Source organism: Dickeya sp. Secpp 1600, assembly GCF_003049805.1.
Lineage (GTDB): Bacteria > Pseudomonadota > Gammaproteobacteria > Enterobacterales > Enterobacteriaceae > Dickeya > Dickeya fangzhongdai.
The window spans coordinates 1,840,991-1,863,254 of the sequence record NZ_CP023484.1; the positions used below are offsets into that span (position 1 = coordinate 1,840,991).

Sequence of the window (22,264 nt, forward strand, 5' to 3'; positions counted from 1 at the left end):
GGATACGCCGATGCCACTGCATGATACCTCGCGCCGTCGTTTCATCCGTAACGGCGCCCTGCTGGCGCTGTCGACGCCGCTGTGGAACCGGGCGCTGGCGGCGCGCGCACCGGGCGGCGGCACGGCTGCCGACGCTACGCCAACGGTACGGCTGAACTGGCTGGAGCGGCAACCGCCCGCCAGCTTCGGCGGCGTGACCTGGGGCGTGCCCTGGCCGCAAGGGCAGGTGCCTGCCGACAGCGGGTTCGTGCTGCGCGAAGACGGCCAGACGGATCGCGTGTTACAGAGCTGGCCGCTGGCCTACTGGCCGGACGGCTCGCTGAAGTGGTCGGCCCATGCGCTCGGCGGCGGGCACGCGCCCGGCCACGGGCTGTCGCTGCGGCCCGCGCCGCCGGTTACCGCAACGGACGCCGCCCTCGTCACCGAAACGGCGCAGGACTGGGTGGTGGATACCGGTCGACTGCGTTGTCAGGTGCCGAAAAATGGCGAGCGGTTGATCGGTGAGCTGTGGCAGGACGGCAGGCTGGCGCTCGGCAACGGTCGGCTGGTGTTGCAGATCCAGTCCGGCGAAGGGACGGACGGGCCACTGACGGTGGAGACGTTTCAGGGGCACGCCGCGCGCGTCACGCTGGAGCAGAACGGGCCGCAGCGTGCGGTCATCGCCCTGCGCGGTGTGCATCGCCATGCCGCGCAGGATGGCGTCACTCGTCTGCCGTTTGTGGTGCGGCTCTATTTCTATGCCGGTTCGGCGTCGCTGCGCCTGCTGCACACCATTATTTACGACGGCGATGAGCAACAGACCTTCATCAAAGGGCTGGGGGTGGCGTTTGATGCGCCGCAGCAGGGCGAACTGCACGACCGCCACGTGCGGTTCACCTCGGCGCAGGGCGGGCTGTTTCGGGAGGCGGTACGCGGCCTGACCGGCTTGCGGCGCGATCCGGGCGAGGCGGTTATCGCGGCGCAACTGGCCGGAAAGGCCACCCCGCCGGTCGCGCAGTTTCCCCCGGCGGTGGGCAAGCGGCTGGACTACATTCCGGCGTTCGGCAGTTACCGGCTGACCCAGCATCACCCCGACGGCTACCAAATCCATAAACGCACCGCCGCCGGGCAGGGCTGGCTGCTGTCCGCCACCGGGCAGCGGGCCTCCGGCACCGGCTATCTGGGGTCGCCCGCCGGCGGGGTGGCGTTCGGTATCCGTCATTTCTGGCAGAGCTACCCGGCCTGTCTGGAGATTCAGCGCGCGCATACCGATCTGGCCACGATCACGCTGTGGCTGTGGTCGCCGTATGCGGAACCGATGGATCTGCGCTTCTATCACGACGGCATGGGGCAGGCGAGTTTCGAACAGCAGCGCGAGGCGCTGGAAATCACCTACGAGGATTACGAACCGGGGTTCGCCACCCCGGAAGGCGTCGCCCGCACCAGCGAACTGTTTCTCGATGTGCTGCCCGCTACGCCGGACAGCGACACGCTGCTGGCGCTGGCCCGCCGTCACCAACAACCGCCGCTGCTGGTGGCCGACGGCGCCGATTTACAGCGCGCCGGCGCGTTTGGCCCGGTATGGTCGCCAGCCGCGCCGGGGCATCAGCCGCAACCGGCGCTGGACGCACAGCTGGCGTGGTATTTCGATTTCTATCAGCAGGAAGTGGATCAGCGGAAATGGTACGGCTTCTGGGATTTTGGCGACGTGATGCACACCTACGATAGCGATCGCCACGTCTGGCGTTATGACGTCGGAGGCTATGCCTGGGATAACTCGGAGCTGAGCACCGATCTGTGGCTGTGGTACTACTTTCTGCGTAGCGGCCGGGCGGACGTGTTCCGCATGGCGGAAGCGATGACCCGCCACACCGGCGAGGTGGACGTACACCATGCCGGGCGCTTCCAGCCGCTTGGGTCGCGCCACAACGTGCGCCACTGGGGCGACAGCGCCAAGCAACTGCGCATCTCCACCGTGGCGAACCGGCGTTTTCTGTATTACCTGACCGCCGATGAACGCATCGGCGAGCTGATGGATGAGCAGGTGGAGGCGCTGCGCACGCTGCAACGGGTGATGCCGGGCCGCAAGATCGGCCAGCCACCGCCTGCCGACGAGCGTCTGGTCAGCCTCTATTTCGGCACCGACTGGGGCGCGGTGGCGGCGGCTTGGCTGACCGCCTGGGAACGGCGACATGATGCGACGATACGCGATCGTCTGCTTAACAGTATGCGGTCGATTGCGGCCCAGCCGCACGGCTTCTTCACCGGGCTGGCGGAGATGGACCCGGATACCGGCGTGTTCCGGCCTGCCGCGGCCGATCAACGGTTTATTTCGCATCTGAGCGCGGTGTTCGGGCTGGCGGAAGTCTGCGCGGAACTGTTGCAGGTATTGCCGGACCCGGCGTTCGAGCGCGCCTGGCTGGACTATTGCCGTCTGTACAACGACCCGGCGGCGCTGAGCAAGTTTGTCGGCCAGCCGGTGAAAAAACGCAATCTGGTGCAGGGCCATGCCCGGCTGAGCGCGTTTGCCGGCTGGCGTCAGCACGACAAGGCGCTGGTCCGGCGCGCCTGGCGCGAGTTTCTGGACGGCGAGGGCGGCATTGTCCACCCCAACCGGCAGGTACGGCTGATAACGCCGCCTGCGGTGCTCTACCCGGTGAAAGAGGCGGAGATCGACTCGTCGATCGATCAGCGTTCCGGCAGCGCCGCCGACACCAACCTGTCCACCAATGCGGTGGCGCAGTGGGGGCTGACCGCCATCGCCATGCTGGCGCTGGCGGGAGACGTGCCGCCCAGATAGCGATACTTCAGCCAGCGACAGGCCCGATAACACGGTCCGATAACGACGAACGCCAGATAATTACGCCCGCCGCGGCGGGCTTCAACAGGACATCATCAGGACATTATCAATGACGGACACAGGCTATAGCGCACAGAGCACGGTTATGGAAAGTCACGCCGGTCAGGCGTGTACCGCCGCCACGGAAGGCGGCTCCCAGCGGGAATCAGGTATTCATCGGGAATCAGACGCCCGGCAGTTCTCGCTGCAATGGGCGCACTCCGCTGACGGAAAGCCACTGCGCTGGCGGGTGGAGCAGGAAGAGCCGGCGCGCACCCGTATCGACATTGACGAACACAGTTTGACGCTGGATACCGCCGCCGGGCTAACGGTATGGCTCGACCAGCCGCTATCCGGCAGGTATCGCATTAGCTATCTGCGCGAAGTGCTGGTACAGGGGCAACCGAACGATCGGCTCTCCGATCTCAATCAATTTTGGGCGGCGCGGGACCCCGCCCGCGCTTCGTTGTTCACCCGCCACGGCGTGTTGGGCGAATACGATAATCTGGCGCTGTATTACGTGGGCATGGGCGGTAACTGGAACAGCACCACCCGTTTTCGCTACTACAACGGCCACGGCGAGCGGCAACTGCTGGGGGAATTCACCGATGAAGCGCATCTGTTGCGCGCCGGGCATCGTTATCGGGTGACCATCGAGGTGGACCGCACTGAAACCCGTTTCCTGATCGATAACCAACTCTACTTTCGCGCCCACTATGCCGAGCCGCCCGCCAGCGGCTATTTTGGCTTGCGGACGGTATTTTCACGGCAGGCGATCAGCGAATTCAGCGTTACGCCGCTGTAGAGGCGCTGGCGCGATGCGGCGCCTGATCCACTTGTAAAAACATGGCGATCAGCCGCTGCGACAGCCACGACAGGCGGGAGTCGGCGCGGCTGACGATGCCGTAATGGGTGTAGAACTCGTCGGTGTCGTCATCCAGCCCGGTGATTTTCAGCATGTGGATGCCGTCCGGCGGCTGTTGCAGCGGTCCGTGACGGTGATTGGTGGTGCCGATGGCGTCGGACTGGCGGATCACATCCAGCAGGCTGTAGCCGTTTTCGCACTCAATGCCGGTGCGGATATCCTGTTGACCGCTCAGCCGCACCAGCGCCTGACGCAGGTTGGGCGGGCGCACGGTGGCCGCCAGTGGGTAGCTGAACAGTTGCTCGACGCTGATTTCATCAAACGCGGCCAGCGGATGCCCCTGACGACAGCAGAAGCCCCAGCGGTGCCGGCTCAGCGGCTGCACGTTATAGCGAGCGTCCAGCTCGAAATGGCGGGTATCGGCCACGATAAAGGCAAACTCTTCCGCCATCAGGCGTTGCCCCAGCGCCTGCCAGTTATCGACCCGGAACACCAGCCGCACCCGTGGATACTGGCGGGAGAATTCGCCGATCACCTGCGGCATCAGCCAGGCCGCCGGCGCCGGGCCGCAGCCGAAATGCACCTCGCCGCTCTCTTTTTCGCTGAACTGCTCGATGTCGTTTATCAAATCTTGCGCGTGGCGGGTGAGGCGGCGGGCGTGCTCCAGCACCAGCAGCCCTTTCTTGGTGGGTTCCAGATTATGGTGACGGTCAATCAGCCGCGCGCCCACGCTCTGTTCCAGCGACTGGATGCTACGGCTGAACGCCGACTGTGAAATGTTCATGGCCTGCGCCGCCGAAGTGAAATTCCGGTGCTCGATCAGCGCAATAAAGTGGCGTAACTGACGCAGGTCGATGTTCATGGCATTCAGGGCAATGTTGTGCGGCGGACAGACTGAACAGGCTATCAGCCTGGCGCCCCCATCAACAAATAACCAATAGGGCGGCCATATTACGGGTTGTTATATATAATGAACATGTAGGATGTGAGAAATGATTTATCCATAGTATATCCAGTTTTGTTAGATACTTTAGGGTGCCACGAGGCTGCCGATATTTATAATGCAAATGTAATTCCATGATCAGTTTAGCTCGATTATTTAAAGTTAATTTATATTATGGTATGGTCGTTTTCAAAGTTATTCCCTATTTGTGGACGAGAAGGTGATCATCTATAATGACTTGTTACTGGGGTATGTGCTTTGCTCTTGCAACGGTTGCATGAAATAGCATTAAGAATGTCTATTTTTAAAGAGAGAAATGTTATTACATTTCATGTCGCAGTGACTAAATCAGATAGTGTTGAAAAATTAATACTCTACTGGATTAATTTCTTGGCTTTTTCTAAGCTATGTCATAGCTGTCTATTTTTGTGCAGGATTATGATTTTTATTATAAGCAGTCGATGTTGATTATTTTTTGAGACTGGTATATGAATATCACCATACCGTCTTTTATTGTGTTAGTGTATCCGATTTTTTACTGGGTTTGAGTGTTGTTAAATAATGAAATAATGGGTGGTTGTGATTTTCATAACTGCACTATTACATGAAATGATTGTTTTTAGTCTAATTAAATGGAGGCTATTTATGCCATCTTGGAAAGATTTGGAAGAAAAAGTTCGCACAATAGCTGAATGTCTATACAGTAGAAAAGCAGAATCTAGGTTAATAGCTGGCGAACAAATTGATTGTTATATTGAAAAATCTGCATATGAAGTGTGTGCAATAGAAATAACAGAGAATTTCACTTTAGAGAAGGTTAGAGCTGATATAAGAAAGCTTGACATAGTCAGACGTAGCAATATTAATAAAAATATATTTACTCATTGCTTAATGGTTCTTGATAGAGAGCCATCAGATAACATGAAGAATACAGCGGCAGAGTTAAATATAGAAATAATTAGTGTTGAAAAATTTGAATGTAAGTTTGTAGATTACAAAACTTATAAATATTCGAGAAGAAAAAAAACTTTCGGGAGTGCAGTGGATCCTTTGACTGGTAAATTAGATGATCTTCCATATGTTCCAGTAAAATATGTAGATAAAAAAAAGAATGAAAATTATTCCATTGAAGATATAAAAAATTACCTCGATAAAGGAAAGGTTGTTATTTTGACAGGTAGTTTTGGATCTGGTAAAAGTAGGTGTTTAAGTGAAGTATTCTCTCTTTATTCGGCAGAGAATAATTACTCCTATGCATTTGGTATAAATTTAAGAGAGAATTGGAGCCTAAAAAGAGCAAATGAAATAATAAGAAGGCATTTCGAAGATTTATCTTTTTCTCCTGAGCAAGTTAACCATTCAACAAAGCTTTTAGATTTACCTAATGTAGTGTTTCTACTTGATGGTTTTGATGAAGTAGGCTCTCAAAAGTGGAGTAGTGAACCAGCTAAGTTACAAGATACAAAAAAAGATGCCCTTGTCGGAGTAAGAGATTTGATTCAAAAGGCAAAGGGAGGAATATTGATCACAGGTAGAGAAAATTATTTTACTAGTGATAAGGAAATGTTTTCATTTTTAGGTATAAAAGAAAATACATCGATACTGATTTCGTGTAAGGATGAATTTAGTAATGATGAAATGCAAGAATACATGAAAAATATAAATTTATTAGATCTGTCTATTCCAGACTGGGCACCAAGGAAACCTTTGATATTTCACCTAATATCCACACTAAAGGATAGCGGTCTAATAATAAATGGTGAAATTAATAATGAAATTGAATTTTGGAATAAACTAATTGATTTTATATGTGAAAGAGAAGCTAATATTAATAATAGTGTTTTGGATTCAAGAGTAATAAAAAAAGTTCTCATGGGGCTTTCTAACCTTACTAGGAAAAAGCCAATGGATACTGGGCCAATAACACTAAGTGAATTTAGCCAGGTTTTTGCCGAGGTAACTGGTCGTAATGCTACAGATGAGTCGGCTATTATGCTTGCTAGAATCCCCTCAATTGGACGAGTGTCGAACGATAGTTTAGATTATCAATTCATTGACGATTATATATTGGATGGATTAAGAGCTGACTTTTTAGTTGAGAATTATGATAATCATATGGAAATTAATAGATATAAAGATTGGATTAACCCAATAAAATCTTTTGGACAGAGACTTGTTTTTGAGTATATAAAAAACCAAGAGATAAATAAAGTTATAAGTAAGATAAGTTTATATTCAAAGAATGAAAACAATAATCAGGCAGCGGCTGATTTTTGGTCGAGTCTTATAAATGAGTACGATGAACAATCGTCTATAGACTTCAGAGGGGTATCATTTTCAGGTTGTTACTTCGATTTTTTAAATTTTGGTAACGCTATTTTTGGAAATGTGTATTTAAGTAACTGTTTGATAAATGAGTTAAATTTAATAGGAAGTAAATTTCATCCGGAAAATAGTGTGGAATTGAAAGAATGCATTGTTAATAAGCTAGATGGCATTTCAGCTCTCTCTGGTATTCCTGAGTGGATGATATCACCTGATATAGGAGAGTATTCTTCTGTTGATAATACAGTTGATATTAGGTCTGTTGGATTAATGGAGCACCAGGTTGCGTTAATTTCCATTTTAAAGAGAATATATTTTCAAAGAGGGGCAGGAAGAAAGGAAAGTTCGTTAATAAAAGGATTTAATAATAGCAAACAAAAAAAGGCAATTTTGAGTGTGATTGATTCTTTAATTAATGAAGGATATGTCGAAATTATCAATGGCAATGAGGGTAAAATATATAAACCCATAAGAAAATACACCCAAAGGATGAAAAGAATCATGGCTGAATTGTCAATGTCAAAAGATGAGTTGTGGTTAAAAATAACTAAGCTAGATTCTTAGTGCGATCTTTATTTATTGTTAATATTAAATGTATTTTTAATTAATTTAAGTTTGATGTCGCCTATGGAATCCCGTTTTAAATAATGAGATCATATCAATAACAATTAGAGTATGTAAGTATACTCATTTTAGTTCTGATCTCTTCTCAAATTGGTGCCAGGCTAAATCAGAGTTCCGGGCGGAATAGATCAACTGGCTGAGTTTGCGACGTACGGCTTTCGTTGGTAGTTAGGTGTTACAGATAACACGGTAGGGGTACCGTCTTGTTATTTTGTTTGAAGCCGAATAACGTCTCCCGTGGGGAGACGGTCAAGTGGTTACGATTTCTATACAACGTGGCCCCTCCCGCGTCAGCGGGAGGGGGGCGGGGATTAGACGTAGGAATCGTCGTCGTCGTAGGAATCATCAGCCGCGTAATTGTCGTAGTCGCTGTTCTGCGGTTCGTCGCCGGCGTTGCTGTTCCAAAAGTTGTTGCCAGCGCCGGCGCCGTTGAACGTGTCCAGATTATTCGCGCCGAAATCCCGGAAGCTGTCGCTGACGTTACCCAGCGGATTCTCGTTGAGCATCGGGGTTTCGTTGATAATGTTGACGATCTCTTCCGGCTGCGAGCGGTGGAACATGCCGGTCAGCATGTCGGCCAGCACCACGCCGCCCGCCACGCCGGCTGCGGTCTGCAACGCGCCGCTCAGAAAACCGCCCGCGCGGGACGGCGCAGGTTGCGCATAACCCGGTGCCGGCTGGCCGTAACCCGGCGCCGGCGGCGTATATCCCATCGGCTGGCTCGGTTGACCGTATCCGGCCGGTTGACCATAACCCGCCGGTTGCGACGGCTGCGGCGCGCTGCTGCGGTTGCCGCCGCCAAACAGGCCGGACAGAAAACCGCCGCTGCTTTGCTGCGGACGGGCAGCCGCTTCCTGCGTCAGCCGGTTGACCTCGGCTTCCAGTTCTTTCACCCGCTGATCCAGCTGTTTCAGCGCCGCTTCCTGAATAATCATCGCCTGCGCCATGTAGTAAGGCGCGGCCGGCTGCTGGCGAATGTGGTCATTGATTTGCTGTTCTGCCTTGAGATCCCGAGGGCCCGTGTTGGTCTCGGCTGTTTTCAGTCGGCTAAACAGACCATCAATAAGGCGTTGTTCTTCAGATTGCATAGGATTACCTCAAGAGATATTGGATTGCGGACCCGCCCGTTCAGGCCGGTCCTGCGGCTGTTTTGTCACACCCTTCGCCGTCATCCTACTGCGTTCCTCCGGGCTAATACATGATTGTCGGGTAAAGCTGCTTACAAATTTGTTACCAATTACGGCAAACCGATGCCGACCGCTCTGCCGGTTTCCGTCTTACCTTTGCCGCTATTGATATTTTACCTGCCGGGGGAAATGGTGATTAATACTTTACACACGCCGGGAGCCTGCCCGCGCTGGCTCTCAGGCCGCGCAGGCGACGCCGCTAAGGGCGCCGTACGCTCGCTGTATCAGCGAGGTGATGTCACGCTACACAGCGTGGCTTGCACGGTCTGAATGCGTCATTTGGGGGCCGTTTTGCCAACCGGTTTCCTATTTATCGACCAAGAGGAATCACCATGTCCCGTTTGTGTTGTTGCGGTTGCTCCATGCCGAAGATTTCGACATTTGTTAATTTCATTAATGGAGTCCGCCATGAGTCAACCCGTTTCCCTGCCTGTACTCGACTTTTCCCAGCTTGACGGCGATGCCCGGCAACGTGCCGATTTTCTGCAACGCCTGAATCACGCCGCGCGTGAAACCGGCTTCTTCTACCTGACCCACCACGGCGTCGACCCGGAACTGCAACAACGCGTTCAACGGTTGTCGCGCGCTTTTTTTGCATTGCCGGACGCGGAAAAACAGCGGGTGGCGATGATTCACTCTCCCCATTTCCGCGGTTACAACCTCGCTGGCGCGGAGCGTACCCGCAGCGAGCCGGACTGGCGCGAGCAGTTTGATATCGGGGCGGAGCGTCCGCCGCTGCGGCTGTTATCCGGCGATCCCGCCTGGCGACGGTTGCAGGGGCCGAATCAGTGGCCGGCGTCGCTGCCGGAACTGAAAATCGCACTGCTGGAGTGGCAGCAAACCCTGACCCGCATTTCGCTGCGCCTGCTGCGCGCTTTTGCTGAAGTGCTGGGGTTGCCGATAACCGCGTTTGATGCGCTGTACGGCGATAAACCCAGCGAACATATCAAGCTGATTCGCTACCCCGGCCGGGCGACGGCGGACAGCCAGCAAGGCGTTGGCGCGCACAAGGATTCCGGCTTTCTGACGCTGCTGTTGCAGGACCAACAGTCCGGTTTACAGGTGGAGGTTGAACCGGGTCAATGGGTAGAGGCGCACCCGCTGCCGGGTTCGTTCGTGGTCAATATCGGCGAACTGTTGGAACTGGCGACCGACGGCTATCTGCGCGCCACCGTGCACCGGGTGGTGTCGCCGCCGGCCAGTCAGGATCGGTTGTCGGTGGCCTTTTTCCTCGGCGCGCAACTGGATGCAGTGGTGCCGGTGTTTCCGCTGTCGCCGGCATTGGCGAAACTGGCCCGCGGGCCGGCCAGTGACCCCAACAACCCGCTGTTGCGCGAAGTGGGCTGGAACTATCTGAAAGGGCGCCTGCGCTCTCACCCGGAAGTGGCTAAACGCTACTACGGCGATGTGTTGCAGGCGCAGCAGCAGGCGGTTACCGCCTGAGTTCGGTTAGTCATCACAATGAAAATCATCAAGGGATAACAAAATGAAAAATCATAATTTTTTTGCTCTGACGGCGATGGCATTGGCAATGGGACTGTCGGTATCGGCTCAGGCGGCCGATGCTTTGCGGGTAGCGGCGGACCCGGTGCCGCATGCGGAAATTCTGGCGCAGATTCAAAAGGCGGATCCGTCGCTGAAGCTGAAGGTGGTTGAACTGAGCGGCAACGTGAACGCCAACGAACTGCTGGCCAGCGGCGATGTGGACGCCAACTACTTCCAGCACGTGCCTTATCTGCGCGATCAGGAAAAAGCGCTGGGCAAAAAATTCGTGGTGGCGGCCACGGTGCATATCGAACCGCTGGGGATTTATTCCCGAAAATACAAATCGCTCGGCGAGGTGAAGGAGAACGCCACCGTGGCGGTGCCGAACAACGTCACCAACCTCAGTCGGGCGCTGTACCTGTTGCAGGGGCAGGGGCTGATCAAACTCAAGGCGGGTTATAGCGACCCGTCGAAAGATCAGGCGACGCCGAAAGATATCGCCGAAAACCCGAAAAAGCTGAAGATTAAAGAGATTGAAGCGGCGCAGATCCCCCGTTCGCTGGATGACGTCGATCTGGCGGTGATCAACGGCAACTATGCGCTGGAAGCCGGGCTGGTGCCGTCCCGCGATGCGTTGGGGCTGGAAAGCGCCAGCCATAACCCATACGCCAATATTCTGGTGACTACGCCGGCGCTGCAAAACGATCCGCGCATCAAACAACTGGCGAAGGATCTGGAGTCCAAAGCCACGGCTGACTTCATCAGCCAGCGCTACAAAGGGTCGGTGATTGCGGTGGCGGGGCAATAACGCATGATTCGCATTGAACGGCTGGGGAAACGCTACCCGGGCTGCGCGCAGCCCGCGCTGGAGAATGTGTCGCTGACCATTCCGTCAGGGGCGGTGTACGGCATTCTCGGCCGTAGCGGTGCGGGCAAGAGTACGCTGATTCGCTGCCTCAATCTGCTGGAGCGGCCCACCTCGGGCCGTATTCTGATGGACGACTGCGATATCGCCAGCCTGTCGCCGCGGGCGCTGCGCCAGCAGCGTCAGCGCACCGGTATGATTTTCCAGCATTTCAATCTGCTGCATGCCCGTACTGTGCGGGATAACGTGGCGGTGCCGCTGGAAATCGCCGGGGCCGGCAAGCGTGAACGGGAGGCGCGCGTAACGGAGTTGCTGGCGTTGGTCGGGCTGAGCGACAAGGCGCAGGCCTATCCGTCGCAGCTGTCCGGCGGGCAGAAACAGCGGGTCGGCATCGCCCGCGCGCTGGCGGCCCAGCCGCGTTATCTGCTGTGCGACGAGGCCACCAGCGCGCTCGACCCGGAAACTACCGCGTCGATCCTGGCGCTGCTGGCCGACATCAACCGGCAACTGGGGCTAACCATTGTGCTGATCACCCATGAGCTGGAGGTGGTCAAAGCCATTTGCGATCACGCGGCGTTGCTGGAGCAAGGCCGGGTGGCGGAAAGCGGCGCGCTGCGAACGCTGCTGGCGGACCCGACTTCCCGCCTGCGACAGGCGCTGTTGCCGGATCTGGACGCCGAGCGCGCGTTTTTACGGCGGCACGGCGTAGAGGAGGGCGAATTGTGCAAAGTCGCCTGAGCTGGGAAGATTTTTTCCCGATTATGCTGAACGCGACGCTGGAAACCCTGTACATGGTGGGGCTGGCGGCGCTGTTTACCGTGCTGGTGGGGCTGCCGACCGGTGTGCTGCTATTTATCAGCCGCCAGTCGGGCATCATGCCGTTGCCGCGGGTGAACGCGGTGCTGGGCGGCGTGATCAACGTCGGACGTTCGCTGCCGTTCGTGGTGTTGTTGATTGCCCTGATCCCGTTTACCCGCTGGGTGGTCGGCACGACGCTGGGCAGCACCGCCGCGGTGGTGCCGATTACCGTCGGCGCGTTTCCGTTTTTCGCTCGCATTGTGGAAAATGCGCTGGCTGAGGTGGATCGCGGCCGGATAGAGGCGATTGTGTCGATGGGCGGCACCGTCTGGCATGTGATTACCAAGGCGTTGTTGCCGGAAGCTCTGCCGTCGATTCTGGCGGGCATCACGCTGACGGTGGTGATGCTGATTGGCTTTTCGTCAATGGCGGGGGTGATTGGCGGCGGCGGGCTGGGGGATCTGGCAATCCGCTACGGTTATCAACGCTTTAATCAGCAAGTGATGGCGGGAACGGTGATCGTTCTGGTGCTGCTGGTGCAACTGGTGCAGTCGCTGGGCGATCGACTGGTGCGGTCGCTGGCCTACCGGCGCTAATCACGGCTTTCCAACGGTACGCGCCTGCCCGGCGGGCGCTTATCCCCAGTTTCCCCGCCATTCAATCGATTGGCTGTGAGTAATTTTGATGGTGTAATTCGCCTTATCCCCCGGCGATGGGAAGAATCAAATAAAAATAAGGTATAACATGTTATTTATCCATGCAGGTGGGAAGAATATAAAATAATCAGGTCGGATGAGTGGAGTGATTTCTAGGAATATTCCATATTCTTTTTATTTCCAGCTTTGCTTTAATCACTCCCGAGGCGGTTACCTAAACGCTTCAGTTATTAACCAGAGAATAAAACTTTATTTCCGGTTAATCGCAAATGACTTGTTAAAGGAAATTCATAATGAATATGAAACCCCTGTTTTTAGGCGTTATCCTGGCTGCTTCTTACGCACACGCGGCATCGACCGAAGTGAGCGCCAAACCGGTAACCGGAACGGCAGCCAGCGCGGAAGTGAAAACCACGGCCGCCACCGACGCCACAGCGAGTCAGGAGGCGAGCGGCAAAACGCTGACGGCAGCGCAACAGACGGCTGCCAGCACCGATGCCCAGGTGAAAACGCACAACGAGAAAAAAGTCGTACATAAAAAAGCGGTAACGACGGAAAAAGAAACGGTCGCGTCGAAAAAATCGGAAGAAGAAAAAGTAACCGGGCAGAAAATAACGGCGGAAAAAAAGAAACATAACGTTGATGAGAAAAAAACCACACCGATAACTTCCGCCAAAACGGAATAATGGATTATTGCTGTAATTAAAAATTATGCCAGTCACTGAAGGGAGTCAGTAATAACCGAAGAGGCATCATCGGGCTGGCGCCCTTATTTCCCGGCTGGTCATCGTCTGTTTTTTGCCTGATGCAGAGAACAGGTATGATGCCCAGCCGGGACTCATTAATATCGCCGTCGGGGCAGGCATCGGTGCCGGGTGTGTGCCAGCGCCGGCATTTCCGGACGATGTTAATACGCCCAGCGATGAAGCTGGGCTTGCGCTATTTGGGCTGGCGCTATTAATGTCAGACTTTCTGTTGTTCTTTTTCCGTTACGGTTGCGGTTTCAGGGACTATTTCCGCGCTTGTTTCCGGCACGGTTTCATTCCCGGCATCGTCTTGCGCTGGCTGTGGTTTTTTCTTACCGGAAAACAGTTTTCTGAAGATGGCGCCGACGGCGAAAATACCCACCAGAATGATTTTCCAGAATTTCACGAACGCCACGCCCATCATCGCCAGCAGGCCCAGTTTCTTGGCGGCAATCCCGCCGATCAGCGCCGCCAGGCCATATTCCGCGACGCGGTCGGTGCTGGCGTTAAAATCGCTGTAGCGCTTGCCGTTGTTGAAGGTCACGGCATTGAGCAACAGCCGGGCTTTGGGTTTTTCTTCGTTGACGGTACCGCGATTGGTGACCAGATTCAGCGACAGATAGCCTTCGCGGCCGAGCAGATAGGTGTTGTAGTTGACGCCCTGATCGTTTTCCGCCATGTTGCTGCCTTCATCGCGCAACGCGGCGGACCAGACTAGCCGGTGGGTCGCCTGCTCGTAGTTGGGTTTTTCAATCCAGCCGAGGATTTCGATAGACGCAATGCCTTTCTTCACCCGTTCTTTATTAGCTTCACGGGTACCTTCTTTCAGGTTATCCAGCAATTCATCGGCATTCCATTCTTTGGCATCGTCATCCTTGATATAACCCGACGAGGTGTAGTCGATGGAAATAAAACCATCGATGTCAGGGTGCAACACCAGACCATAAAAATTACCGCCCACATAATTTCCCAGTTCGCGCATAAATACACGCGCTTCCCGCACCGGAATATAAATAAATCCCTGTGGAAGTTTCAGCACCGCCTGATTACCGAGGTCGATCTCTTTGGGGCCTTCAACACCGGCGCGCTGCATGGCTTCAACGGCGTTGTCCAGCGCGCTGTGAACCTGCGGCGCGGCATTGTCTGCGGCCATGCTGCGAAGAGAAAAGGAAAGGAGAAATATCAGCGCCAGCTGGCTGATTAAACGTACGGAGAGAGCCATAAATCATCCTGATTAATAATAAAAAGAGAGCAAATAGAAAAGCGGGGGGATATTACTCTCGTTATTAATCTATCTCAATTATATTCGCGCTTACTTATTCAATCGTATTTATAATTATAAATAAAATAATCACTAATTAATAATAATGGCGTGATTTGGTATCTCTCGGCCAACGGGACGCTTCCCGGCCGGTATCGTGCCGGGAAGCGGGGCGATTAGCTCTGAATGTCGCCTAACCACTGGCGCAGCTTGTCCGCGCTCTGTGCGCCGGTCAGTCGGGCTTGTTCCTGACCGTCTTTCAGCCACAGCAGGGTGGGCAGCGAGCGAACCTGTAGCTGTGCGGCGTGCGGCACATGATGGTCGGCGTCCAGATAGTGGCAGGACAGACCGTTGAACGCCACGTCGCCGATGACCGTTTCCAACTGGCGATACAGGCTCTTACAGTGCACGCAGCGTTCCGCGCCCACCAGCAGCAGTTGGTTGCCGGCGGGCAGCGACAGCGCTTCATCCGGCGCCAGCGATAAGGCGGTAAAGCGATGACGGTTGACGGCGAACAGTTTCGGGCTGCGTTTCAGCTCCTCGCTGTCGGTAGCGACGCACAGCGCATCGCCGCCGCGCTTGTATGGCCGGGTATCGCTGACGGGAACGACGCTGGCGAAACCGGGCTGCGCGGCGCCAGGCTGACGCAGGCGGGTGTTGTCCGGCGCCTGCACCGGGGTTTCCTGCGGGCGCGGCAGTTGCGGCACCCAGTCGTACGGTACCCGGTAGGCGCGGTACAGCATGTTGGTGTTGACGCTCTTGCCCCAGAACGGCGAGATGTACTCCCAGACTACCTCATGGTCGGCCGTCACTTCGAACAGGCGGCCGTTGGCGCCTTCGTTGATCAGCGTGTTGCCGTTCGGCAGGCGCTGGATATTGCTGATATACGGGCTGTAAAACCGGAACGCGTCGGTCGGGTGCGGAATACCGGCTTCGTACGGCGAATAGCGCCAGACGATGTCCAGCGTCACCGGGTTGATTTCCAGTACGCGCGAATAATCGCGCCAGGCGTTCTTCACCCCGTCGGCCGACGCCGGATTGGGGGCGCCGTAACCGGCCCAGCCGCCGTTGTCGAACAGCAGAATATTGCCCGCGCCCGGCAATCCGGCCGGGATCATGTGCGCATGGTGTTGGCCGATGATCCAGCCCAGATGTTTCAGCTCCGGCGTGCTGTAATCCGGGCCGAGCCGCCACACGATGTCGCCGCTCTGCTTGTCGATGATGGCGATGATGTTGGACTCGCGCGCGTCCCAGATAATGTTGTCCGGATGGAAACGGGCGTCGCCCTGATCGAACCACGGGTTGGGACCGAGGGTCGACATGGAGTTGATATGCATCCAGTCGCCCATGCCGCCGCCGCTGCTGCGCATATTAGGGTTGCGGTACAGCGCGGTTTTGGCGGCGTCGTCAAAGCCCAGTTCGTCGAAGTGATCGCTGCAGCGCCATTCCCACACCACGTTGCCGTCCCAGTCCACTTCGATGATGGTGTCGTCGAGCAGCAACTTGTCGCTGATTTTCGGGTTGTGCAGGTTCTGGTGCGCCAGAATCAGCGTATTGCCGCCGAGCGCCTGCGGTTCAAGACCGGGCGCGTAGTACCCCACCGGGTTGCCGCTGCGCTGGTAGTCGTGATGGGCGCGCGCCATCCACTCCGGCGGCAGATCCGGGTCGCTGATGTGTTCGTAACCGTTGAATTGCCAGACCCGGTTGCCGTCCCAGTCCAGTTGCACCACATCCACCATGTCCTGCATGCCGTAACGGGCGTCGCGCTGGCCGCTGTGGCCGAGAATATAACCGCCCGGCAGAATTTTATTGGGAAAACCGTGCAGGCCTTCCCACAGCCGCAGCGCCGCCCCGTTCATGTCGATCAAGACCGCGCCGGTTTCCAGCGCCTGGAAGACGGTGTAGCCGCCCCAGGCTTTGTCCGGGTGGTAAATCGTGGTGCCGGTCGGGTAAACGGAAGGGTGTCCCATGTGCTACTCCATTTAGTCAGTGATAAGCGTGGCGTCGGGTAAGGCCGAGGCGTCGGAGTGAGTCAGCAGCGTGAGCAGTTCGCTGCACTGCTGGTGGAAGGCCTGGCTGTCGCGCTGACGCGGATGCGGCAACGTCACCGTGGCGATGTGTTTCAGACGGCCGGGGCGCGGCGCCAGCACCACGACGCGGTCGGCCAGATAGACCGCTTCTTCCACATCGTGGGTGACCAGCAGGGTGGTGGTGCCTTCCTGCTGATGAATCCGTCGTAGTTCCTGTTGCATTTGTTGTCGGGTCAGCGCGTCCAGCGCGCCGAACGGTTCGTCGAGCATCAGAATGCGCGGGTTGCCCACCAGCCCGCGGGCGATCGCCACGCGTTGCGCCATGCCGCCGGACAACTGGGCGGGCAGGGCGTCGGCGAACTCGTCCAGATGCACCAGCCGAATGAAATGGTCGACCCGGCGGGTAAGGTCGGCGCGGCCAATCTTCTCGCTCGCCAGCCCCAGCTCGATGTTCTGGCGCACCGTCAGCCACGGAAACAGCCGCGGTTCCTGAAACACGATGCCGCGCTCGCCGCCGATGCCGTTAATCGGCGCGCCGTCCACCAGAATGCGGCCCTGATAGTCGTCATCCAACCCGACCAACAGGCGCAGCAGCGTGGATTTGCCGCAGCCGCTGCTGCCGACAATCGCCACCAGCTCGCCGGGATAAATCGCCAGCGAGAGGTCGTCGATGACGGTCAGCGGGCTGCCGCCGACGCGAAACTGTTTCTTCAGGCGGTCGAAAGCGACCACCGGTTGGGGGCGCGGTTGCGTCATTGGGTGTCTCCTGTGGTGCGCCAGCGGGTCACGCGGCGTTCCAGCCGCTGACCGAGGTAGTCGATCAGCGCGCCGGTGACGCCAATCAGCAGCATGCCGCTGAGAATGATGGGCATATCCAGCAATTGCTGGGCGTTGATCATCAGGCTGCCGATCCCGACGCCGGACGACATGAAATATTCCGCGCCGATGGCGCCGAGCCAGGCGTAAATCATCGCCAGCCGTAGCCCGGTGAACAGCGCGGGCGCCGCGCCGGGCAGGATCAGTACGCGCAGGCGGCGCAACCACGGCAGGCGCAGCACCTGCGCTACTTCCTGCAAGGCGAGGGAGCGCTGGCGCACGCCGCGATGACTGGCGACCAGCATCGGAAAGAACGCCACCAGCGCGATGAAGGTCACCTTGCCGCCGTCGTCGTTGCCGACCCAGGCGGTAATCAACGGCAGCCAGGCAAACAGCGCCACCTGACGCAACAGCGTCAGCGTCGGGGTAAATACCGCCTCGGCGCGCGCGCTCAGCCCCAGCGCCAGCCCGGCCAGCAGACCGGCGCTTGCGCCGAGGGCGCCGCCCATCAGCGCGCGCCACAGGCTGTGGCGCATGGCATCGGGCAACGAACCCTCTCTCACGCCATGCCAGATAGCGCGGAGCACATCGCCGGGCGGCGGCAACAGCAGCGCATCGATCCACCTGTGATAGCTGGCCAGTTGCCACAGCGCCAGCAATAGCAGCGGCGCCGCCAGCCCGATGGTCTGACCGGCGGGTACGGCGTGCAGCCGACCGACCGGCGGATGCGGCCAGGCGATCAGCCGTTTGTCCAACTGGTTGATGCCCCATTCCATCAGCAGGCCGGTCAGCCCGATGACGGCGATACACACCAACACGATATCCAACTGGAATAGCTGGCGTCCCCACACCATCAGATAGCCGATGCCCTGCGACGAGGCGAGCAGTTCCACCACAATCAGCGACACCCAGGCTTGCGACAGCGCCAGCCGCAGGCCGGTAAACCACACCGGCAACGCGGCGGGCAGAATCAGCCGGGTCAGACGAGTAAGCCGCGGCAGGCGCAGGGTGCGCGCCACGTCGAGCAAGTGTGGCGGGACGTCGCGTACGCCGCGTTGGCTGTGCAGCGTCACCGGCACGATCACCGCTTTGATCAGCACCGCCAGCTTGAGGCCGTCGTCGATGCCGAACAGCACCATAAACAGCGGGATCCACCCAAGCGTGGGGATTTGGGCCAGCGCGTAGACGGTGGGATACAGCAGCCGTTCCGCCCGCACCGATGCGCCCATCAGCGCGCCCAGCAGCGTGCCGGCCAGTACGCCGGCGGCAAGCCCGCTCACCAGACGGTGCAGGCTGATCAATAACTGATTGAGCAGGTCGCCCTGCAACAGAGCGACGGCCGTTGCCGCCACCCGCGACGGGGCGGGCAGGATTTGCGGCGGCATCCATCCCTGCAGGCTGCTGAGGCTCCACAGCAGCAACACCGCCAGCGGCAACAGCAACGGCGCGGCGATACGCCGGGTTTGACGCGGCGCGAGCGGGCGTGTCGCCTGCGGGGCTTTCACAAACCAGGATTTATGCATGACCAATGGCTTATTCATTTTTCTTTTTAAGCTCAGTCAAAACGAAGAGATAGGGTATAAAAACCTGATTTCCCGGTGATACGCCAATGCAATAAACCGATATTGCGCGTGCAAGAAATGCATATGACCCGCTACCCGGCACCGGTGCTGATTTATGCTTTTTTTTGCTGATAAATCATGGAAATGTTATTTACGGCGCACCGGTCGCGTTCGCTAGTTTCTCGCCATTGAAACCGCCTGCAATGAGTGGAGAAAATCATGCAACAACAACAAGATCGTCATCGTTACCGTGGCTGGCGCCGCCTGTTTAAAGGCGCGGGGCTGGTGCTGTTGACGGTCGCGGCGCTGGGGAATTCAGCACGGGCGCAGGAGGCCAAACCGACGGAAATCCGCATCGGGCTGCCGGATCAGAGTGCGGGCAGCAAGCCGTTTATCGGCGGACCGCTGGGGTTGGCCTATATTCGCCACAGTCTGGAACAGACGTTTGAACCACAGGGCATCAAGGTGCATTGGTCGTTCTTTAAAGGCGCGGGACCGGCGGTGAACGAGGCGTTGGCCAACCAGCAACTGGATGTGGCCTACCTCGGCGATCTGGCGGCGATCATCGGCCGCTCCGGCGGGTTGCCTACCCGGGTGCTGCTGGGGTCGCGCGGCTCGAGTTCGTATCTGGCGGCGACGCCGGAGTCCGGCATTCAGCGTATTGAGGACCTGCGCGGCAAACGGGTAGCGGTCTACAAAGGCACCGCCGACCAGCTGTCGTTTGAGCGGGCGCTGAAAAGCGCCGGGCTGAACGAGCGGGATATCCGGGTCATCAATCTTGACTGGACCGCCGGCAAAGCGGCGCTGGCGGCCCGGCGCGTCGACGCGGTGTGGGGCGGGGTGTCGCTGCTGGCGCTGCGCCCGCAGGGGATTCGCATTATTACTTCCAGCCGTGACCTGGGTTGGGCCAATACTACTCAGGCGGTCGTGCTGGCGACGCAGGATTTTATCCAGCGCTACCCGCAGGTCACTCAGCAACTGGTGGCGGCGCTGGTGCAGGAAGCACAGTGGGCCAGCGACCCGGCGCATCTGGCGGACTATATCAAACTGATGGCGGACCAGAGCCAGATTCCGGCGGCGCTGTTTGAAGAGCAGTTCCGGCCGGATTCGCTCAACCTGCAAACGTCGCCGCGTCTGGACCCGTTCCTGCGCAGCAACCTGCAGGATAGCGTGCAGCGCGCCGGCGCGGCCGGATTAATTCGTTCCGCTTTTTCGGTGGAGGAGTGGCTGGATAATCGCGTTGTCGATCAGGCGCTGACTGACCTGAAGCTGGAACATCAGTGGCCGGCGTATGACGCCAGCGGCAAACCGCAGTAATGCTTTATACGGGAGCGGGCTGGCGTAGCCGGTCCTGTTCCAGAATAGCGTCGATCATCAGTTGCGCCAGCGGCGGCAGCGGTTTTTGCAGGCTGGAGATAACGCCGAACCGGGTCTGCATCTGCGCCCATTCCGCGGGTTGTTCGGTGAGGGCGATCTCCACCAGTTGATGGCTGTCGCGGCCGAGCGCAAATCCGTCCTCGCTGGAAAAACTAATGGCCTGGGTATGGCGCAGTACGCTGAACACCGAATGGATGTGGTCGCACTGAATCTGCGGGCGATAGTCCGGCTGGCCGGTCAACGCCGCCAGCACTTTACGCATGCCGACCGGCAAATAGGGCGACGCGAGCGGAAAGCGCAGCAGGTCGTCGGGCGTGACCTGCGCCTGCTGCGCCAGCGGGTGGTCGCGATGGCAGATGAAGAAACAGCGGCGCGGGTTGAGCGGCTGCACCCGCAACTGCGGGTCCAGTTCGGCTTGCCAGGCGTCGGCCACAAAAAACGGCCACTCTTCGGCCTGTAGCCGCTGATGCAGCGCGTGCCAGTTGTCGACGCAGTAGGTGATGCGCGCTCGCGGCCGCAGCAGGTGAAAGGCGGATATCGCCTGCGGGATCAGCGCCGCCGCCGGCGCCGGGCCGCAGCCGAACGCCAGCTCGCCGGCGTCATCTTCGCCGAGTTGCCGCATGTCCTGAATCAGCTCCCACGACAGCGCCTGCATGCGCTGGGCGAAAGGCAGCAGCTTTTTGCCCTGCCAGGTGAGCGTGAACTGCTTGCTGTGGCGCTCCACCAGCGGGTGACCGAGGGTTTGCTCCAGCGTCTGAATGCTGCGGCTGAACGCGGATTGCGACAGGCAAACCGCCTCCGCCGCCTGCACAAAACTGCGGTGTTCCGCCAGCGCCAGAAAATTGCGCAGTTGTCGTAAATCCAGATGCATGATGTTCTCGCCCGGGCATGGAAATCCGGGCCAGCCTAGGCTGACGGGCGTTGGCAAAGCAATGAACAAAAACGCATAACTTATAACGTGTTAGCGGCGGATAAGGTCAGGGTTAGCTCGTTCATCATTAAGCCATACCACGCGTTACCGCCGGCCGTGCGCGGCTGTACCCGGTTATTGCGCCAGCGCGCAGCTCACATCCAGAATTTCTTCCGCCGAGCCGCGGTTGAACAGGCCGATAAAATCACGCCGCACCGCCAGCAGAATCAGTTCGCCCTGAGCGTTGGCGGTCAACGCCAGACCGTAGTTTTCCATCTGGTCCCCGCGCGTTTGCACATACTGATTGAGCAACTTGAACGGATCGGTTCGCGTCAGATCGCTGCCGTTCAGCTTGGTTGCCAGATAGTCGTGGCCCAACAGCGGCTGACCGAGCGACACCCAGTCGTAACCGATGTTAGCGCTTTGGGCGCGCAGCGTCTGGTAGACCTCGGGTTTCAGGCAGGAAATATGGATATGCAGCTGGCCTTGCGTGCGGCCGTACAGCGAGTTGATCGCCAGTCCGAGCGCGTCGTCCCCGATCGGTTTGCCCATTTGGCTCGACAGCCTGTCGCGGTAGCTCCAGGCGGCGGCAAAATAGGCTGGCGTGCCGGGTTGCAACAGCAACGGGCTTTCAATGCCGCTGATGCGATCGGTCGGGATCAGCAGGTCGTGATACGGTCCGCGCCGGTCTTTGAACAGGGCGTAATGACCTGGCAGATTGACGTCCAGACAAGGGGCGGGCGAGTTATTTTTCTGCTGGTTGGGTACGCACTGCTGGCTGACGAACGTCCACAGCGCGTTGCCATTGCCGCGGCGGGCGAAAGGCTGCCAGAAATAGAGCAGCAGGGCGACCAGCAGCAACGTAACGATCAAACCGAGAAGGTATTTCTTGCGTATCATGGCAGGATTCCGTAAAGGGTTGTTGCCGCATGGTTATTGATTGCAACGCAATTGTCGCAACGTTATTTGTTGCAAGGTGATTCGTCGTATGACGAT

At 57.2% G+C, this 22,264-nt stretch carries 17 protein-coding genes; 9 read left to right on the forward strand and 8 right to left on the reverse strand.

Annotated elements, in window-relative coordinates:
- Positions 1-10 precede the first annotated feature (10 nt).
- Both CPA59_RS08255 and CPA59_RS08260 read left to right on the forward strand, forming a co-directional pair.
- On the forward strand, positions 11-2,779 hold the full coding sequence (locus CPA59_RS08255) for a Tat pathway signal sequence domain protein (RefSeq protein WP_107759062.1): 2,769 nt from the start codon (positions 11-13) through the stop codon (positions 2,777-2,779).
- Positions 2,780-2,888: 109 nt separating this feature from the next.
- The gene (locus CPA59_RS08260; protein WP_049842652.1) at positions 2,889-3,623 is read left to right on the forward strand and encodes a DUF6250 domain-containing protein; all 735 of its coding nucleotides are present in this window, start codon (positions 2,889-2,891) and stop codon (positions 3,621-3,623) included.
- Here the strand turns inward: CPA59_RS08260 and CPA59_RS08265 are convergent.
- Positions 3,610-4,545: a LysR family transcriptional regulator gene (locus CPA59_RS08265; RefSeq protein WP_038918606.1), complete on the reverse strand. Its 936-nt coding sequence runs from the start codon at positions 4,543-4,545 to the stop codon at positions 3,610-3,612. The genes CPA59_RS08260 and CPA59_RS08265 overlap by 14 nt on opposite strands.
- 726 nt (positions 4,546-5,271) lie before the next feature.
- Between CPA59_RS08265 and CPA59_RS08270 the strand changes: the two genes are divergently transcribed.
- Positions 5,272-7,515 carry an NACHT domain-containing protein gene (locus CPA59_RS08270; RefSeq protein ID WP_107759063.1) on the forward strand — a complete coding sequence of 748 codons (2,244 nt, stop codon included), beginning with the start codon at positions 5,272-5,274 and terminating at the stop codon, positions 7,513-7,515.
- Between the two features lie 371 nt (positions 7,516-7,886).
- On the opposite strand, the gene CPA59_RS08275 is transcribed toward CPA59_RS08270, so the two are convergent.
- Positions 7,887-8,663, reverse strand: coding sequence for a DUF2076 domain-containing protein (locus CPA59_RS08275; RefSeq protein WP_038660012.1), 777 nt, complete (start codon positions 8,661-8,663; stop codon positions 7,887-7,889).
- 507 nt (positions 8,664-9,170) lie between these two features.
- On the opposite strand from CPA59_RS08275, the gene CPA59_RS08280 reads away from it, so the two are divergent.
- From CPA59_RS08280 to CPA59_RS08300, 5 genes are all read left to right on the forward strand, one after another.
- Positions 9,171-10,205 carry an isopenicillin N synthase family oxygenase gene (locus tag CPA59_RS08280; RefSeq protein WP_107759064.1) on the forward strand — a complete coding sequence of 345 codons (1,035 nt, stop codon included), beginning with the start codon at positions 9,171-9,173 and terminating at the stop codon, positions 10,203-10,205.
- Between the two features lie 43 nt (positions 10,206-10,248).
- Complete coding sequence (locus CPA59_RS08285) at positions 10,249-11,055, forward strand: MetQ/NlpA family ABC transporter substrate-binding protein (protein WP_038660006.1); 807 nt, start codon at positions 10,249-10,251, stop codon at positions 11,053-11,055.
- A gap of 3 nt (positions 11,056-11,058) precedes the next feature.
- The gene (locus CPA59_RS08290; protein WP_072093975.1) at positions 11,059-11,850 is read left to right on the forward strand and encodes a methionine ABC transporter ATP-binding protein; all 792 of its coding nucleotides are present in this window, start codon (positions 11,059-11,061) and stop codon (positions 11,848-11,850) included.
- The gene (locus CPA59_RS08295; RefSeq protein WP_161131149.1) at positions 11,847-12,506 is read left to right on the forward strand and encodes a methionine ABC transporter permease; all 660 of its coding nucleotides are present in this window, start codon (positions 11,847-11,849) and stop codon (positions 12,504-12,506) included. Before CPA59_RS08290 ends, CPA59_RS08295 begins: the two co-directional genes overlap by 4 nt.
- A gap of 353 nt (positions 12,507-12,859) precedes the next feature.
- Positions 12,860-13,252 (forward strand): hypothetical protein, encoded by a 393-nt coding sequence (locus tag CPA59_RS08300; RefSeq protein ID WP_038918610.1) that lies wholly within the window; start codon positions 12,860-12,862, stop codon positions 13,250-13,252.
- A gap of 277 nt (positions 13,253-13,529) precedes the next feature.
- On the opposite strand, the gene CPA59_RS08305 is transcribed toward CPA59_RS08300, so the two are convergent.
- The 4 genes from CPA59_RS08305 to CPA59_RS08320 all read right to left on the reverse strand — a co-directional run bounded on the left by CPA59_RS08305 (position 13,530) and on the right by CPA59_RS08320 (position 18,960).
- On the reverse strand, positions 13,530-14,534 hold the full coding sequence (locus CPA59_RS08305; protein ID WP_071605192.1) for a DUF2167 domain-containing protein: 1,005 nt from the start codon (positions 14,532-14,534) through the stop codon (positions 13,530-13,532).
- A 215-nt stretch (positions 14,535-14,749) separates the two neighbouring features.
- Positions 14,750-16,543 carry an aryl-sulfate sulfotransferase gene (locus CPA59_RS08310; RefSeq protein ID WP_107759065.1) on the reverse strand — a complete coding sequence of 598 codons (1,794 nt, stop codon included), beginning with the start codon at positions 16,541-16,543 and terminating at the stop codon, positions 14,750-14,752.
- A 12-nt stretch (positions 16,544-16,555) separates the two neighbouring features.
- On the reverse strand, positions 16,556-17,359 hold the full coding sequence (locus CPA59_RS08315) for an ABC transporter ATP-binding protein (RefSeq protein ID WP_038659998.1): 804 nt from the start codon (positions 17,357-17,359) through the stop codon (positions 16,556-16,558).
- Complete coding sequence (locus tag CPA59_RS08320; RefSeq protein WP_255412280.1) at positions 17,356-18,960, reverse strand: ABC transporter permease; 1,605 nt, start codon at positions 18,958-18,960, stop codon at positions 17,356-17,358. The genes CPA59_RS08315 and CPA59_RS08320 overlap by 4 nt, the downstream gene beginning before the upstream one ends.
- Positions 18,961-19,200: 240 nt before the next feature.
- On the opposite strand from CPA59_RS08320, the gene CPA59_RS08325 reads away from it, so the two are divergent.
- Entirely contained in the window at positions 19,201-20,298 is a 1,098-nt protein-coding gene (locus CPA59_RS08325; RefSeq protein WP_174213737.1) for an ABC transporter substrate-binding protein, read from the forward strand.
- Positions 20,299-20,302: 4 nt separating this feature from the next.
- Here the strand turns inward: CPA59_RS08325 and CPA59_RS08330 are convergent, their stop codons facing one another.
- Both CPA59_RS08330 and CPA59_RS08335 read right to left on the reverse strand, forming a co-directional pair.
- A complete protein-coding gene (locus CPA59_RS08330; protein ID WP_049855196.1) occupies positions 20,303-21,229 on the reverse strand; it encodes a LysR family transcriptional regulator in 927 nt (308 codons plus the stop codon).
- 174 nt (positions 21,230-21,403) lie between these two features.
- Positions 21,404-22,168 carry a CDP-diacylglycerol diphosphatase gene (locus CPA59_RS08335; RefSeq protein WP_107759066.1) on the reverse strand — a complete coding sequence of 255 codons (765 nt, stop codon included), beginning with the start codon at positions 22,166-22,168 and terminating at the stop codon, positions 21,404-21,406.
- Positions 22,169-22,264 lie beyond the last annotated feature (96 nt).